Annotated in this window: 13 protein-coding genes; 9 read left to right on the top strand and 4 right to left on the bottom strand. The window is 66.5% G+C overall.

All coding sequences use genetic code 11. The features are described from left to right. Positions 1-46 precede the first annotated feature (46 nt). Entirely contained in the window at positions 47-1,447 is a 1,401-nt protein-coding gene (locus tag RAC69_RS07410) for an LCP family protein (protein WP_375086208.1), read from the top strand. Positions 1,448-1,696: 249 nt separating this feature from the next. Here the strand turns inward: RAC69_RS07410 and RAC69_RS07405 are convergent, their stop codons facing one another. Together RAC69_RS07405 and RAC69_RS07400 are read right to left on the bottom strand one after the other, a co-directional pair. Next, positions 1,697-2,269, bottom strand: coding sequence for a hypothetical protein (locus RAC69_RS07405; protein ID WP_375086206.1), 573 nt, complete (start codon positions 2,267-2,269; stop codon positions 1,697-1,699). Positions 2,270-2,412: 143 nt separating this feature from the next. After that, on the bottom strand, positions 2,413-4,179 hold the full coding sequence (locus RAC69_RS07400; RefSeq protein ID WP_375086204.1) for a DUF4012 domain-containing protein: 1,767 nt from the start codon (positions 4,177-4,179) through the stop codon (positions 2,413-2,415). Positions 4,180-4,263: 84 nt separating this feature from the next. On the opposite strand from RAC69_RS07400, the gene RAC69_RS07395 reads away from it, so the two are divergent. Next, positions 4,264-5,337 (top strand): glycosyltransferase, encoded by a 1,074-nt coding sequence (locus tag RAC69_RS07395; RefSeq protein ID WP_375086202.1) that lies wholly within the window; start codon positions 4,264-4,266, stop codon positions 5,335-5,337. 28 nt (positions 5,338-5,365) lie between these two features. Here RAC69_RS07395 and RAC69_RS07390 read toward each other — a convergent pair whose 3' ends face one another. Both RAC69_RS07390 and RAC69_RS07385 read right to left on the bottom strand, forming a co-directional pair. Beyond that, positions 5,366-6,109 (bottom strand): ABC transporter ATP-binding protein, encoded by a 744-nt coding sequence (locus RAC69_RS07390; protein WP_375086201.1) that lies wholly within the window; start codon positions 6,107-6,109, stop codon positions 5,366-5,368. Continuing rightward, complete coding sequence (locus tag RAC69_RS07385; protein ID WP_375086199.1) at positions 6,093-6,962, bottom strand: ABC transporter permease; 870 nt, start codon at positions 6,960-6,962, stop codon at positions 6,093-6,095. The genes RAC69_RS07390 and RAC69_RS07385 overlap by 17 nt, the downstream gene beginning before the upstream one ends. Before the next feature lie 198 nt (positions 6,963-7,160). Between RAC69_RS07385 and RAC69_RS07380 the strand changes: the two genes are divergently transcribed. Genes RAC69_RS07380 through RAC69_RS07350 form a run of 7 tightly spaced genes read left to right on the top strand, consistent with a single transcriptional unit; the run spans position 7,161 to position 15,954 of the window. Next, complete coding sequence (locus RAC69_RS07380) at positions 7,161-8,846, top strand: glycosyltransferase (RefSeq protein ID WP_375086198.1); 1,686 nt, start codon at positions 7,161-7,163, stop codon at positions 8,844-8,846. Next, positions 8,843-9,742 carry a glycosyltransferase family 2 protein gene (locus RAC69_RS07375; RefSeq protein WP_375086196.1) on the top strand — a complete coding sequence of 300 codons (900 nt, stop codon included), beginning with the start codon at positions 8,843-8,845 and terminating at the stop codon, positions 9,740-9,742. Before RAC69_RS07380 ends, RAC69_RS07375 begins: the two co-directional genes overlap by 4 nt. After that, a complete protein-coding gene (locus tag RAC69_RS07370; protein WP_375086194.1) occupies positions 9,739-11,673 on the top strand; it encodes a DUF6541 family protein in 1,935 nt (644 codons plus the stop codon). Before RAC69_RS07375 ends, RAC69_RS07370 begins: the two co-directional genes overlap by 4 nt. Continuing rightward, a complete protein-coding gene (locus RAC69_RS07365; protein ID WP_375086193.1) occupies positions 11,670-12,560 on the top strand; it encodes a glycosyltransferase in 891 nt (296 codons plus the stop codon). The genes RAC69_RS07370 and RAC69_RS07365 overlap by 4 nt, the downstream gene beginning before the upstream one ends. Before the next feature lie 45 nt (positions 12,561-12,605). After that, the gene (locus tag RAC69_RS07360; protein ID WP_375086191.1) at positions 12,606-13,742 is read left to right on the top strand and encodes an NAD-dependent epimerase/dehydratase family protein; all 1,137 of its coding nucleotides are present in this window, start codon (positions 12,606-12,608) and stop codon (positions 13,740-13,742) included. Continuing rightward, the gene (locus tag RAC69_RS07355; RefSeq protein WP_375086189.1) at positions 13,739-14,830 is read left to right on the top strand and encodes an acyltransferase family protein; all 1,092 of its coding nucleotides are present in this window, start codon (positions 13,739-13,741) and stop codon (positions 14,828-14,830) included. Before RAC69_RS07360 ends, RAC69_RS07355 begins: the two co-directional genes overlap by 4 nt. 23 nt (positions 14,831-14,853) lie before the next feature. Continuing rightward, on the top strand, positions 14,854-15,954 hold the full coding sequence (locus tag RAC69_RS07350; RefSeq protein WP_375086187.1) for a glycosyltransferase family 4 protein: 1,101 nt from the start codon (positions 14,854-14,856) through the stop codon (positions 15,952-15,954).

Here is a 15,954-nt window from a genome sequence, read left to right as displayed (position 1 = left end):
CGCGCCGCCGCGTGGTGCGGCGCGACCCCTGATCGAGACGCGCCCCATGCGGAATCCCGATACCGCGGATGCCGGCATGATGACCAAGCGCGGGTGGTGGGTCGTTCTCCTGAACGTTCTCGTGCCCGGTTCCGCGCAGGTGGTCGCCGGGAACAGGAAGCTCGGGCGCTTCGGTTTGGGAGCGACGCTGCTGTCGTGGCTCCTCGTGATCGTCGCGGTCGGGTTGGCACTGTTCGCCCGCCCGGTCTTCCTCTGGCTCACGGTCGGTGGCGGATGGATCTCCGCCGCGGTCCTCACGATCGTCCAGGTGCTGCTCATCGCGTACATCGTGCTGTGGATCGTGCTGACGTTCGACGCGCTGCGCATCGTCAGGTTGGTGCGCATTCCAGGACCGTCGAAGTTCGCGATCCCGCTCGTCGCCCTCCTGATCCTCGGACTCGTCGGCGGTTCGACCGCGTACGCGTCGACCATCGTGGGCTCGGCGCGGAATACCATCTCGACGATCTTCGGTCAGAGCGGGCCGAGCCTGCCGCCGAGCGACGGGTACTACAACATCCTCCTCCTCGGAGCCGACAGCGGCGACGGCCGCGACTCGATGCGGTTCGACAGCATCTCCGTGGTCTCGGTGAACGCCGATACCGGGGCGGTCACGATCACGGGCATCCCGCGCGAACTGCCGAACGCGCCGTTCAGCGAGGGCAGCCCGATGCAGGCGCTCTACCCGAACGGCTTCGAGGGGCACAGCTCGAACTCCTGCGGCTGGAACGGGTGGATGAACCACGTGCGCAACGCCGCGGAGATCTGCCGCGAGGACGGCGGCAAGAGCCTGTACCCGGATGCGGCCGCTCACGGCTCCGACCCCGGTATCGAGGCGACGAAGGACGCGGCGGAAGGTGTGCTCGGCATCGAGATCCCGTATTACGTGTTCGTCGACATGCACGGCTTCGCCGCCCTCGTCGATGCGCTCGGCGGTGTGGACATCAATGTCACGGAGCGACTGCCGAAGGGCGGGCCGCCGGACGGCGTGGACCCGCATGACGTCGATGCGTGGGCGATCGGCTGGATCGAGCCGGGGCAGCAGCACATGGACGGCGATACCGCACAGTGGTACGCGCGCTCGCGGTACACGACGAGTGACTGGGATCGGATGAAGCGTCAGCGCGAGCTGCAGGAGGCGATCCTCGCGCAGTTCACCCCGCAGACGGTGCTGACCCGTTTCAACGAGGTCGCGGCGGCGGGGACGGCGCTCATCAGCACCGACCTCCCGCAGGACAAACTGCCGGAGTTCTTCGACCTGATGACGAAGGCGAAGGAGCAGACGGTCACCACGATCGAGCTCACCCCGGACAACGGCATAGACGAGCACTCGCCCGATTACGTTTACATCCACGAGCTCATCCAGCAGACGCTGCACCCGCCGACCCCGACTCCGACGCCCGCTCCCTGAGTCCTACCCGAAGCACGATCGGTCGGGAGCGCGGTACACCGAGCGCACGCATGGCACCTCGTACGCGAAAGAGGCCCACGGCCGCCTCCGGAAGTGAGAGGGGCGGCCGTGGGCCTTTCCGGTTCAGGACCGGATTCGCCAGGCGACGGTGATCGGAGGGGGAGGGATCACCGTCGCCCAGTCGATTCCCGCAGGGCGGGAATCTGATCTCGGCACGCGCGCGTCAAGGTGCGCACGTCCGTGAGCGGATCAGGCGCGCTTGCGGCGGACGATTCCGGTGGCGACGAGTGCGCCTCCGCCGATGAGTGCGACAGCACCCGTGCCGACCAGCCACGGTGACACGCTGCCACCGGTGAGGGCCAGTTCGAGTCCGTCGCCCGTGAGCGGCATCTCGGTGCCCGCAGCCGCGACGCCGGGGTCGTGGTCGCAGCTCGCTGCGGAATCGTGGCCGTGCGACACCGTGATGAGCGCGGTGTACGACCGCGAGCCGGAGAAGGCGAGCGAGTACGAGCCCTCCCCGTCGGACGGCGGGCGGAAGGTCAGCAGCAGGCTGCCGTCGCCGGCGGCTGTGTTGCCCGAGACGGCCGCAGCACCGGCGTTGGCTCCGGACACGGACACGGACACGTTCTCGGACGGCTGGAAGTAGCCAGGGCCGAAGACGACGGTGGACACTTCGCAGATATCGATGACCGGATCGCCCACCGACACGCGCGGCGTGTCTGCGTACGAGTCGGACCCCGTCGGTGCAGCAGAGGCGACGGCGGGTGCCATGAGCACGAGCGCGCCAGCGGTCAGGCTGATGGCAGCCAGTTTTCTCAGCATGATTCTCCCCAGAAATTCACGCGGAATCGCATCCGGACACACCCCTGCGCCCGATTGCGTGGGCTCATCCTGTCCCCACGACAGGATCGGCGAACCCAATTATTCCCCAGTGGACTTGAGACTACATCATGCTTCGACGAAAGTCACGGACTGCATCGAAGTTCTTCGTACGACGTCTCGGGATCCCGGATCATCGGGGTGTGGTCGACCTCCGTCAGTCGGTTGCCCGCGCCTGTTCCTCGGAAATCGACGGTGATCGTGGCCGACTCGCCGGGAGCGAGCAACAACTCCTGCTGCACCGCAGAGCGGGTCCCGAGCAGCGCGGTCTGCACGTCGCCGTCCGGGCCGCCGCCCTCGCGGTCTACACGGGACGGGGTCGCCCCCTCCGGGCCGTAGACCGTGACGAGGGTGCGCACCATGCCTGGTTCGACGCCGTAGGTGCCTCCTCCCGTGACGTACTCGGGGAGCGTCGTTCCGGCGTCAGCAGGTGCGTTGTTCGTCCAGGTGACGCTCACGCGCGTCGTCGACTCGCCGTCGCAGCGCCCGACCGCGGTCGTGATGGTCGCGTCGGTGTAGTAGTCCATCTTGGCGCCGGTGGTGTCGTTGAAGAGCACTCCGACGTGACTGGTCGCGTCGTCGCGGGGGAGCGCGCCGCCGAGGGCGGTCCCGGCCAGCAGTTCCTCCTCGTCCTCGTGAGCGCTCCAGATGCGGATGCGATCCTGGTCGGCCGATGTCGCGAGAGCGGCGACCAGAGCCTTCGGATCGGTCCCGGAGAGTGCGGCCCCGAACAGCGCCCCTGCGGCCTGCGCGAAGATCTGGTCCTGCGCCGCCGGATCGGGAACGGCGGTGTAGATCCCGGAGAGGAGCAGACTCACGACGTCGTCCTCCGTCACCGTGAACGGCCCGAAAGCAAGAGGTCCCGTCGCTGCGAGCAGGTTCTCGGTCATCACGGCATCCACAGCGATCACTCCGTCGACCGGCGTGCCGAAGCGCTGCTGCCAGCGGGCGGCGACGAGCGGGCCTGCCTCCGTGAAATCGGGGATGTTCGTGATGTTCTGCAGGTAGCGACCGGGGCGGTCCTCGAACAGCGCGACGGACGACTCGCTGAGGGGGAGCGACTCGGTGAGAGCGGGGAAGTCCATCGTCGACGCCTGCTGCAGCAGCGAGATCTGCCCGTTCTCCGCGTGCAGGAGAGCGATCGCCCCGATGATGCCGCCCGACGAGCGCAGCTCCGCATTGTTCTGCATCGCGATCACGTAGTTCCTCGGGCCCTCCGCGCCGAGCATGCTGGGTAGCAGCGCTGCCGCGCCGTGCAGCGAACCCACGACCGTCGCCGCCTGCGTGACGGCCGAGCGCATCTCGCCGACCGCATCGGCCAGAGGAGGGAGCGTCGCATCCGCGTCGATGGCGAGCGCGCGCTCCTCGGCGGCGCTCAGCGTGGCGGCGGCGTCGGCCAGGGGTGGCTCGATCGTGGCGAAGGGCGTGAGGTCGATCCGCCCGCCGGAGAACCCGAGGCTCGCGAGGTCGAGCCTGCCTGCGACATCGAGGACAGGGACGAGGGCCTGCGACGCGACCTCGTCTGCGATCTCGGCGACGTCGCTGACGGCCGAGAAGTTCGGGCCGATCCAGGGCAGCACGCCGAACGCGTGCCACACGGGGTCGGAGGTGAGTCCGTGAGCGGACTCCGCGTGATGGGCGATGCGGTCGGAGAGCCTGGTCGCCTTCTCGAGATCGCCCTCTCCGATCGCCGCCTTCAGCTGAGACGACGACGTCGACACCCGCTGCAGGTCGCTGACCGCACCGATGCCGCGTATCGTCACCCACCCGATCGCGAGCACGAGAAGGGTCAGGATCACGCCGACGGTCCACCGCAACCATCGGCGACGTACCGGCAGGCGTCCGTCACTCACCCCTGCATTCAAGCATGCGCTGCATATCACCGTCGCTCCGCGCCGCCTCCGGGATTCGGCGGGCCCGGATATTACGCTGGTCACATGGGTGCTCGACTGCGCATGGTTCTGGATCAGCTGACGCACGTCGTGGACCAGGACCAGGCTTGGGCAGCTCTCGATCTGACGCGCGCCCTCGTCGACACGGCGCCGTCCGGGTGCGACGTCGAGGCGATCGTCCCCGCGCAGGGCGAGGTCGCGGTGCCCGGACTCGCCGGCGTGCATCGACTGTCGCTCGCACGGCGTGAGCTCGCCGCATCCTGGCAGATGGGGATAGCGCCGGGGGTCGGCGGAGGCCTCATCCACTCCGCGTCGCTGATGGCGCCGCTCGTGCGGCATGACCGGGTGCACGACAACGATCAGACGACCGTCACGCTGTGGGACCTGAGGGCATGGGATGCCCCGGAGACACTGGCGAAATCCGCGGTCTCCTGGAATCGCGCGATGCTCAAGCGGGCCGCCAGGCACGCGGACGCCGTGGTCGTGCCCACGCACACGATCGGGGCGCGCCTCGCCGAGATCGCGAAGCTGGGGGAGAGGATCCGGGTCATCCCCGGAGCGGTGCCCACGGGATTCGTGGTGCCGCTCGACGCGACGCAGCGCCGTGCGACCCTGACCATCCCCGACCGCTACATCGTGGTCACCGGAGGACCCGCGACCATAGAGGCGGGTTTCCGAGCGGCCCTCGCCGCCGGCGCGGATGCCGTGGTGCTCGATGCAGCAGAGGGCGCGGAGCCCAGACTGGCGGAGATCGCGGCCGCTGCAGGCCTCCCCGAGTCGCGTGCCCGCATCCGCTCCGCCCTTTCCGCCGAGGATCGGGCCGCCGTTCTCGCCGGTGCCGCGGCCTTCGTCGCGACGGACGACGTCGCGGCGTGGCCGTGGCGCGCGGTCGAAGCCATGACGCTGGGTGTTCCGGTCGTCGCACTCGACACGGGAGTGCATCGTGATGTCGTCGCCGACGGCGGCGCGATCGTCGCCAGGGACGACATCGAGGATGCCGTCGTGGACGCGACCGGATCCGGCGCCCGACGCCTCAGCGTGCTGGCTGCCGATCGGTCCCGCGCGTTCTCCTGGCATGGAGCAGGCGAACGCGTCTGGGGGCTGCACGCCGACCTGTGACCTCGGACCCGGTGACCCGGAGGGATCGTCAGGAACGCATGAGCTGCACGGCCTCCGTCGTCGCGCCGTCGAAGCGCAGCTTGCCCTTCTGGAGGAGGATCCCGCGGTCGCAGAGTTTGGAGACCATGTCGAGGTCGTGGCTCACGACGACGAGGGTCTTGCCCTGGGAGTGCAACTCGCGAACTCGCGCCAGACACTTCTTCTGGAACGGCTCGTCGCCCACGGAGAGGATCTCGTCGATCAGCAGGACATCCATCTCCGTGTGGATGGCGACAGAGAAGGCGAGGCGCAGGAACATCCCGGACGAGTAATGCTTCACCTCCGTGTCGATGAACTGCTCGATCTCGCTGAACGCGACGATCTCGTCGTATCGTTCCTCGGTCTCCTTCTTGCTCATCCCGAGGATGGCGGCGTTGAGGAAGATGTTCTCCCGACCCGAGAGATCAGGGTGGAAGCCGGCTCCGACCTCGATCAGTCCGGCCACTCTGCCTCGAGTCAGCACGGAACCCGAGTCGGGCGCGAGCACGCCGGAGATGAGCTTGAGCATCGTCGACTTGCCCGAACCGTTATATCCCAGCAGGGCGACCGCCTCACCGACTCCGATCTCGAATGAGACGCCGTCGAGCGCGTGGAAGTCGGTCGTCAGAGGTTTGCGCCGCACGGCAGCGAGCGCTGTCTCCTTGATGGAGTGCGTATGCCGGAGCTTGAAGTTCTTGTGGACGTCGTCGACGACGATACGGGGCAGCGGGGCTGCGTCAGAGGTCTTGGGCAAAACGACCCTCCAGTCGGCGGAAGACGAGCTGGCCGACGGCCAGGGCGATGAGAGACGTCACGAGGGCCAGCAGCCCGTACATCCAGACATCGGGGATGGGAGACGCGTTGTCGGGGCCGAGCGGCGCCCAGATGCCGTAGTGGAAGAGCTCGACTGCCGCGGTGATCGGGTTCAGCCGGTAGAGGACGAACAGCCATTCCGGCACCACACGTGCGACCTGCGTCCACTCGTACATGACGGGGGATGCCCAGATGGCGACCATCACGATGATCTCGACGAAGCTCTGCGCATCGCGGAACGTGACGTTGATGGAACCGAAGAACAGGCCCAATCCGCTCGCCAGGATGGCGACGATGACCAACGCGAGCAGGATCGCGGCGAAGGAGGCGAACGTCGGCGACCAGCCGAAGAACAGGGAGATCACGACGACGACGATGATCTGAGGGACGGTGTTGACCGCGGCGATCAGCATGCTCGCGATGGGGAACATCTCTCGCGGCAGGTAGATCTTCTTGATGAGCGGTGCGTTGTCGACCAGCGACCGCGTGCCGTTCGAGAAGGCCTCGTTGAAGAAGGTGACGACCGTGATCCCGGAGAGCAGGTAGATCGGGAAGAAATCGACGCGGTCGTTCAATCCGAGGAACACGCCGATGGCGACGAAGAAGACCACGAACTGCACGAGCGGTTTCACATACGACCACAACCAGCCGAGGACCGACCCGCGATAACGGATCTGGATCTCCTTGCGAACGATCAGCGACAGCAGATGCCGCTGTCGGAAGACTTCGAGGAGGCCCTTGTTCGCCCCCGGCGTCGTCAGCCTCTGATCGTCATGTGTGCGATCCTGTTGCACCGCGATTCCGCCTTCCGTATGCGCTCACCGTCTCGTGCGCACCGTCAGCAATCATACGAGTTCGGACGGTCCGTCCCTGGTAGATCGATGGGACGACGCATCGCATGAGGATAAGGCCAGGCCCAGGGACCGCATCGGTCGCGCTGATAGGATCTCGAAGGTCTCGTGCGTCCGTCGATCCGAAAGCAAACTGTATCCGTGACACTCCTGCAAGCTCTCGATCAGCCCGCACTCTTCCGGTTCTCGGACCCCTCCACCGGTGACGGGTTCTCGGAGCGGGAACGCCGTCTGCTCGTCGGGGCGCTGAACTTCCACTCGTTGATGGCGCCGAAGCGCACGCTGCGGGTGCATCTGTACGACGGATCCGTCGACACCACGCCGCGTCTCACGGACGACACCACGTTCACCGGCCTGTCCCGCAACAACCGCCGCCGCATCGAGACCTTCGAGATCATCAGCGAGGTCGCGCCGGAGGACAGGACCGCAGAGCGATCCGAAGCGGAGTCGGCAGCGCTCGTCGCATCCTCGACGCGCCACCTGCATGTCTCCTCCGACGGGGTCCTCGCCGCTGATCCGTACCGTCCTCCGCGCCCGGGCCTGGTCGGGAGCATCGCACGTCAGGTGAAGTCCCGCGCCCCCCTGCTCTACGACGACGCCCGCGACCTGTCGCTCCTGCGCTTCCGTAAGCGCCTCACCACGGCCATCGAGCCGCGCGACTACGCACGCGAGTTCCTCCCCGGCGGAGAACACGAGGACGACGTGATCGTACCTGCGCCTCCCGCACCGAAGGACGCGCAGAAGGCTGTCATCATCGGACTGCACTGGTTCGAGCTCGGCGGCGCAGAGCTCTGGGCGTTCGAGACCGTGCGCCTGGTCCGCGAGGCGGGATTCCTGCCCATCGTGCTCAGCAACCGGGATTCCCACCAGCCATGGGTCACCCGCCCGGAGCTGGACGGTGCCCTGATCGTGCCGTTCTCCGAGCCGACGGTAAAGTCGCAGACGCCCGGCATCGAACCGCTCCTGCGGGGCCTGCTCCGCACTTTCGATGTGCGCGGCGTCGTCATCCACCACAATCAGTGGCTGTACGACAGGGTTGCATGGATCGCGGCGTCCCGGCCCGAGATCCCGATCGTCGACAGCACGCACATCGTCGAGTACACCGGCGGTGGCTATCCGCTCTCGAGCGCGATCGCCTCGCGGTCTATCACCGCGCACCACGTGATCTCGCCGAGCCTCGCGAGCTGGATGACCGATGTGCAGGGCATCGCGGCCGATCGCGTCGTAATGGCGCCGCTGGGCGGCCTGACCGTCAAGCCGAAGGACGCCGAGTTCCGGCCGCGACCCTCCGACGAGCCCTTCACCGTCGCGTTCGTGGGTCGCATGGCCCGGCAGAAGGCCCCCGAGGTCTTCGTCGCGATGGTCCACCGCCTGAAGAAGAAGGGCCGCACGCCTCGCGTGATCCTGCACGGCGACGGCGAGCTGTCGCGCTGGGTCGACGACATCATCGCGGCCGAGGGGCTGACGTCCGACATCATCCGTCGCACGTCCGCGACACCCGTCGCCGAGACGCTCGACGAGGCGCACGTTCTCGTGGTCTCCTCACATAACGAGGGTCTGACCCTCACGACGCTCGAGGCGATCGCGCACGGAGTCCCGGTCGTGTCGACCGACGTGGGGGCGCAGGGCGATGTCATCCCGTCGTCCGCGCTCGTCCCGCGGTATGCGCGCGTCGCAGCGAGGAAGCTCGCCGACGCGGTCGCTCCGCTGATGGACGACGAGAGCGCACGCGAGGCGCTGTGGCGCAAGGAGCGCAAGGCCGAGAAGAAGCTGCTCTCACAGCAGTCGGCGAGTTCATGGTTCGAGGAAGAGGTGGGCTCGTGGTGAGCGTCGCAGGAGTTGTCGTCACGTTCAATCGGCTGGAGAAGCTGAAGACCGTGATCGCATCGATCGAGGCTCAGACGCACCCCGTCGAGACGCTCTTCGTCATCGACAACGCGTCGACCGACGGCACCGCGGAGTACCTCGCCTCGCTCGAGACCTCCGTGCCGCTCGAGGTCGTCACTATGGAGACCAACTCCGGTGGGGCCGGCGGATTCTCCGAGGGGATGCTCCGCGGGTACGCCTCGGGCGCGGATCACGTCTGGATCATGGACGACGACTGTTACCCGAAGCCCGAGGCCCTGGCATCGCTGATCGCCGGATTCGACGGCGCCGTGTCGGAACTCGGCGGCGACGTGCCCTTCGCGTGCTCGGTCGTGGAGTTCACCGACGGCAGCATCTGCGAGATGAACAATCCGGTCCCCACCTGGGACTGGGGGCGTCTGCTCGTCAAGGGGCAGAACAACGTTATGGTCACCGCGTGCTCGTTCGTGTCCGTGCTGATCCCCCGGTGGGCGATCGCGGAGTACGGTCTTCCCTACTCGGAGTACTTCATCTGGTTCGACGACCGCGAGTACACGCTCCGTCTGACCGCCCGATGCCCCGGCGTGCAGGTGATGGACAGCGTCGTGGTCCATGACATGGGGGACAACCGCGGCGTGAACTTCGCGATGGTCGACCGCAAGAGCCTCTGGAAGTTCGCCTACGGCGTCCGCAACGAGGCCTCGTGGCAGCTGCATCACCGCGGCTTCCTCTACTTCATGGAGTTCGGTGCCCGACTGTTCGTCAGTCTTCACCGCGGACGTGTGCCGCTGGACCTTCGGGCCAAGCTCCTGGGCAAGTGGCTGCGGGGCATCGCCTTCAATCCGAAGGTTCGATACCCCGACGGCCGGACGCGATGACCTGGCTTTCTGCGGTTCCTGCGCTCGGAATCGCGCTCCTGTTTCTCTTCGTCCCCGGATATGCTGTCGCGCGTCTTCTGTCGCTCCGCGGGCTGTGGGCGTGGGGATTCGCGCCCCTTGCGTCGATGAGCACCATCGCCATCGCTTCGCTCTGGAGTCCGGCTGTCGGCATGACCTGGTCGTGGGTCCCTGTGTGCATCACGGCCGCGGCCATCGGTCTGGTCGCCGCCCTCGTCAGCTGGTTGACGCGGAGGGGACGTGCAGCGACCACGACGGGACGCGACGCGGGCGCCCTCACGGCATGGGTCCTGGCGGGCGCCGCAGTCCTGATCGGGGCGCAGGTTCTTGCTGTCATCGGCGCCCCGGACAACATCTCGCAGTCCTTCGACAACGTCTTTCATCTCAACGCGGTGCGCTACATCCTGGATACCGGGTCGGCTTCGCCGTTGACCGTGGGATCGATGACCAGCGACACCGGGGGGGTGTGGTTCTATCCCAGCGGGTGGCACGCCACCGTCGCTCTTGTATCGCAGCTCTCCGGCTCATCGATTATGACGGCATCCAATGCGATGACGATCGTCGTATCGGCGCTCGTCTGGCCAGCGGGCGTTCTTCTGCTGACCCGCACTCTCATGGGAGGGTCGCGCGCAATCCTGACCTCGGCTGGCGTACTGACCGGCCTCGTCCCGGCGTTCCCCGTGCTCATGATGGACTACGGAGTCCTGTACCCGTACCTCCTCGGGGTGGCCCTGGTATCGCCGGCCCTGGCCGCGATCGTCGCACTGCTCCGCCTGCACGGACAGAGGACGGTCCCGCCGGCGACGATCCTCGTCGTGGCCGTGATGGGCGGGCTACCGGGAATCGCCGTGGCGCATCCTGGGGCGTTCGTCGCGTGGATGGTGCTCGCGATGGTGGGTGCGGCAATCGCATTCGTCGCCTTCCTCTTGACGGCTCCTTCGCGAACATCGATCATCCGCGCCTCGGCCGCCATGGGAGCAGCGGTCGTGATCGCTGCTCTGGCCTGGAAGGTGCTGAAGCCCGCCGCGGAGGCCCGAGGCTGGCCCGTGGAGCAGTCCGTCGCCCAGGCGATCGGACAAGCGATCACCGTGGCCCCGACCTACGGCAATGTCCCGTGGGTGGTAGCGACCTTGCTGCTCATCGGCGTGGTCGTCGCGATACGCGAGCGCACACGTTCTCATGTCTTCGCTCTTGCGGCCGCTTTCGCCGTGGGCATGCTTTATGTCGTCGCCAGTGCGCTGCCCTGGCACCAGCTGCGCGACCTGATGACGGCAGCCTGGTACAACAACGCTCCTCGTCTGGCCGCGCTGCTTCCGCTGGTCGTCATACCACTGGCCGCGGCGGGTGCGGCAGCGCTGTGGCAGTGGATCGGACGTCGGATGTCGAGCACAGAGCGGCGTCGCGCTTTCGTCGCGGCCACCGCCACGCTCGTGCTGGTGGCGCTCGCCGGCCAGACCTACGCGTCACTGCAGGCGATTCGGATGGCCTCCGCCGTCTATGCGTATACGGACGAGTCGCGCCTGATCACTCTCGACGAGAAGGCGCTGCTCGAGCGCCTGCCGGATGAGGTTCCCGCCGACGCGACCATCGCAGGAAGCGCATGGACAGGTGCCGGGCTGGCATACGCGTTCTCCGATCGCGACGTGCTGATGCCCCACATGCTCATGGATTTCAGTGAGGATGACCTGCTGATCCTGGAGCGTCTCGCCGACGCGCGACCGGGCACCGCAGTCTGCGACGCCATGCGACGATCTGGCGTGCACTACGTGTTGGATTTCGGCACGCAGGAGATTCACGGCGCCGAACACGAGTACGACGGCCTGACAGATCTCGACGATTCCACAGCGCTCTCTCTGGTCGACGCGGTCGGTGATGCGCGCCTCTACCGTGTGACTGGATGTGATGCGTCATGACTCATGAGATCTTCGTGCCCTTCTGGGGCGATCCCGATCTGCTGTACCAGACCGTTCGCTCGGTGCAGGCGCAAACTATGGAGGACTGGCGCCTCGTCGTCATCGACGACTGCTACCCGGATGACAGTGTGCCGGCGTTCTTCGCGGATCTCGGGGACCCCCGCATCGAGTACGTGCGGAACTCCGTCAATCTGGGCATCACAGAGAACTATCGTGAGGCGATCCGCCAAGCCGAGAGCGAGTTCGTGACCATCCTCGGTTGCGACGACCTCATGCACCCGAACTACCTGCAGCTCGTACGCGAGGTGATCACCCGCGTGCCCGATGCCGACGTGATCCAGCCTGGTGTCGACGTGATCGACGAGGTGGGTCGGGAGATCTCGCCGCTCGTCGACCGTGTGAAGCAGGGACTGTTGGCGCCGAAGGGCGGGCAGGGGATCGCCGTGCTCCGCGGTGACCGCATGGCCACCAGTCTGATCCGGGGCGACTGGCTGTACTGGCCGTCCTTGACATTCCGGACCGCGACCCTCAAGCGCATCGATTTCCGCGACGGGTTGCCGATCATCCAGGATCTCGCTCTCCTCATGGACATCGCCTTCGACGGTGGGACGCTCGCGTACATCCCCACTCGGGCCTTCTCATACCGCCGTCATGGGGGCAGCGCCTCACAGAAGACGCTCCTCGACGGCCGCCGTTTCCGTGACGAGCGGACGTACTATCGTCAGGCCGCAGAGCTGGCGCGGGCGCTGCGCTGGCGCCGGACCGAGACCACCGCTCGTGTGCGCCTCATGTCACGTCTGCACGGTGTAGCCGAGCTCCCAGGCGTCATCCGGGGCGGCACGTCCGCCGGGCTAAGATCGACGCTGGCCCACATCTTCGCGCTCTGACAGGCTCCAGAGCCCGAGCGTCGCACCCAGTTACAGGAGAGAATCATGGCGGAACACATCCTCATCACCGGGGGCGCCGGTTTCATCGGAACCCGTCTCGCGCGTCGGTTCGTCGAAGCGGGTTACACGGTCACGGTCCTCGACGCGCTGATCAGCCAGGTCCACGGCGATGACCCCCGCGAACAGTCGCCGTTGTTGCGGTCGCTCGACGGCGTCGCCGAGGTGATCGAGGGCACTGTGACGTCGGCCGACGACCTGCGTCGCGCCCTGAGCGGTGCGACGGTCGTCATCCATCTTGCTGCCGAGACCGGCACAGGGCAGTCGATGTACGAAATCGACCGATACACCGAGACGAACATCGGCGGCACCGCCAAGCTCCTCAACATCCTCGCCAATGAGCAGCATGCTGTTCGTCGTATCGTCGTGGCATCGTCCCGATCGATCTACGGCGAGGGCGCTTACCGCACGAGCGATGGGCGCGTCGTCTATCCCTCGCATCGCGCGGATGCAGACATGGCCGCCGGCGACTTCGACGTGCACGTCGACGGGGAGGGGACGCTGACCCTGATTCCGACGGATGAGGACGCGAAGCTGCACCCGTCGTCCGTGTATGGCATCACCAAGCAGATGCAGGAGTCGCTCATCATGACAGTGGCTCCTACGATCGGAGTCGAGCCCGTCTCGCTGCGGTATCAGAACGTGTATGGTCCTGGTCAGTCCCTGAAGAATCCCTACACGGGGATCCTCTCGATCTTCTCGACGCTGATCCGCCAGGGCAAGGCGATCAACATCTTCGAGGACGGCCTCGAAACGCGCGACTTCGTTTACATCGACGACGTGGTCGAGGCCACCTTCCTCGGAGCAACGCACCCGGCCGCAGCGGGCGGCATCTTCAACGTGGGCTCCGGGAAGGCGACGAGCGTCAAAGAGGTCGTCGGTGTGCTGTTCAACGCCTTCGGCGTCGACGTGCCGACCCATATTTCGGGCAACTACCGCCTCGGGGACATCCGCCACAACGTCGCGGACACGACTCGTCTGCGGGAGGTCCTCGGTTTCACTCCCGAGGTGGCGTTCTCGGCAGGGGTGCAGCGATTCGTCGACTGGGTGAAATCCGAGCCGGTCGAGGGAGACACCTATCAGAAGTCGCTCGACGAGATGGCTTCGCGGAATCTGTTGAAGTGACCGGCCGACATGCGCTGGAAGGGGTCGAGTTCCCTTACCGGGCAAACAGCCTCAACCTGTTCCGCCTGATCCTCGCTGCGCTGGTTCTGTTCGCGCACAGCTGGTATATCGCCGGGCGAGGTGAAGGACCGCAGATCCACGGCGAGAACCTCGGTGGTTGGGCCGTGGCGGGGTTCTTCGTGTTGAGCGGGTTCCTGATCACCCGAAGTCGTTTCCGGACGAGCGCCGGAGACTACCTGCTGCATCGGATCGCTCGTATCTATCCCGCGTTCTTCGTCTGTCTGATCGTCACGGTCGTGGTCTTCGGGCCGATCGCCGCTCTCGTCGAGAACGGCACGCTCTCCGGGTACGTCTCAACGCCGGTGACGCCACTGCAGTACATCTGGGGGAACCTGGGACTCGACATCACGACCTACGACATCGGGGCGACGCTGAACACGGTGCCGTATCCGAACGCGTGGAACGGCTCCCTCTGGACGCTCTATTACGAGTTCCTCTGCTACCTGATCGTGTGGCTCCTGGGCGCCTGGGCACTCTTCCGGAAATCCTACGTACCTGCGGTCATCGCCTTTGTCGTATCCGTTCTCGTGTGGATGAACATCGGGTTCGCCGAGCGGCTCGGTGTAGACGGCAGTTTCACGCTCCTCTTCAAACTGCTTCCGTTCTTCCTCGGTGGTGCTGTCGCGTTCCTCGTGATCGAGCGGCTCGGCGTGAACCGCTGGGTCGCGATAGCGTCACTCGTCGTGGCCGTCGCATCCATCGCGCTCATTCCGCACTGGGGCGGACAGATCTCCTCACCCTTCCTGGCGTACGGGCTGCTCTACCTGTCCACGGTGATCCCGCAGCCGCGCTGGATCGCCAAGAACGACATCTCCTACGGCTTCTACATCTACGCCTGGCCGATCCAGCAGCTGACCGTGCTGTTCGGCGGGGACCGCTGGGGGATGCCGATCTTCATCCTCGTCACCATCGTGGGCACCGTCGTCCTGGCGATGCTCAGCTGGTTCTTCATCGAGCGCCCCTGTATGCGCCGCGTGCGCGGGCGCGGGGCGAGCCCCCGCTCCGCCGTCGTCGCGCCCTCGGCGTGACGCACACGAAAAGGACACCTTCCATGGCACGAATCTTCGTCGATCTCCTCTCGCTGACGGGCAAGAAGGGCGGGATGGAGACGTACGCCCGGGAGCTGTACATGCAGCTCGGGCGTCTGGCGCCGGAGCACGAGTACATCGGATACTTCAGCACGGAGGGCTGGGAGCTCGACCGGAGTTGGTTCCCCGGCGAGGCGATCGCCTCGGGCATCAGCGGCGAGAACCGTTTCGCGTGGGCATGGGGCGAGCTCCGATGCGGGCGCGCTGCAGCTGCGGCCGAGGCCGATCTGCTGCACTCGCCCATGACGCTCGGGCCTGCACGGACGAAGATGCCGGCCGTGATCTCCATGCACGACATGCTCTACTGGAGCCACCCGCAGTACATGTCGACGCCGATGTACACCCTTCCGGTGAAGGTCATGGAGCGCCTGGCCGCTCGAAACGCCGCTCGTATCCTGACGATCAGCGAGGTATCACGACAGGCGATCGTCCAGTACCTGAAGGTGGATGCTGAGCGCATCGACCTGGTTCCTCTGGCGGGCACCCCGTTGCAGGGTGTCGACCGCTCCCGCGCCTCCGCCGACGGCGCGATGATCCTGGCAACCGGCAACCGCCGACCGCATAAGAACTGGCCGTCGCTCATCCGGGCGCTGCCCTTGATCGACCCCGAGGTGCGCCCGCGCGTCGTCGTCACCGGCAGCCACGGTGACGATCCGCTGATCGACGTCGTGGCGGAGACCGGTATGCAGGACTGGGTCGACCTGCGCTCCTGGGTCGACACGGACGAGATGCGGGACCTCTACTCGACCGCGACCGCCCTTGCGATGCCCTCCTTCGCCGACGGGTTCTCACTGCCGGCGCTCGAGGCCATGATGGCCGGGCTTCCGGTGATGATCAGTGACATCCCGGTCTATCGCGAGGTCGTCGGCGACGTCGCTCTGTTCATCGACCCGAATGACCTCGGATCCATCGCCGCCGCGATGACGACCGCGGCCACGGATCCCGAGCTGATGCGCGACCTCACGCGTCGTGGCTACGAGCGCGCGGAGCTGTTCTCCTGGGAGAGGACGGCGAAGGGCACGCTCGAGACCTTCGAGCGTGCCCTTCGCGACGGCAAGCGCTGA

This window comes from Microbacterium sp. LS_15, from assembly GCF_041954735.1.
In the GTDB taxonomy this organism is placed as follows: domain Bacteria; phylum Actinomycetota; class Actinomycetes; order Actinomycetales; family Microbacteriaceae; genus Microbacterium.
Note: the sequence above shows the minus strand (reverse complement) of the source record. Positions and strands in the feature narration are given on the sequence as shown.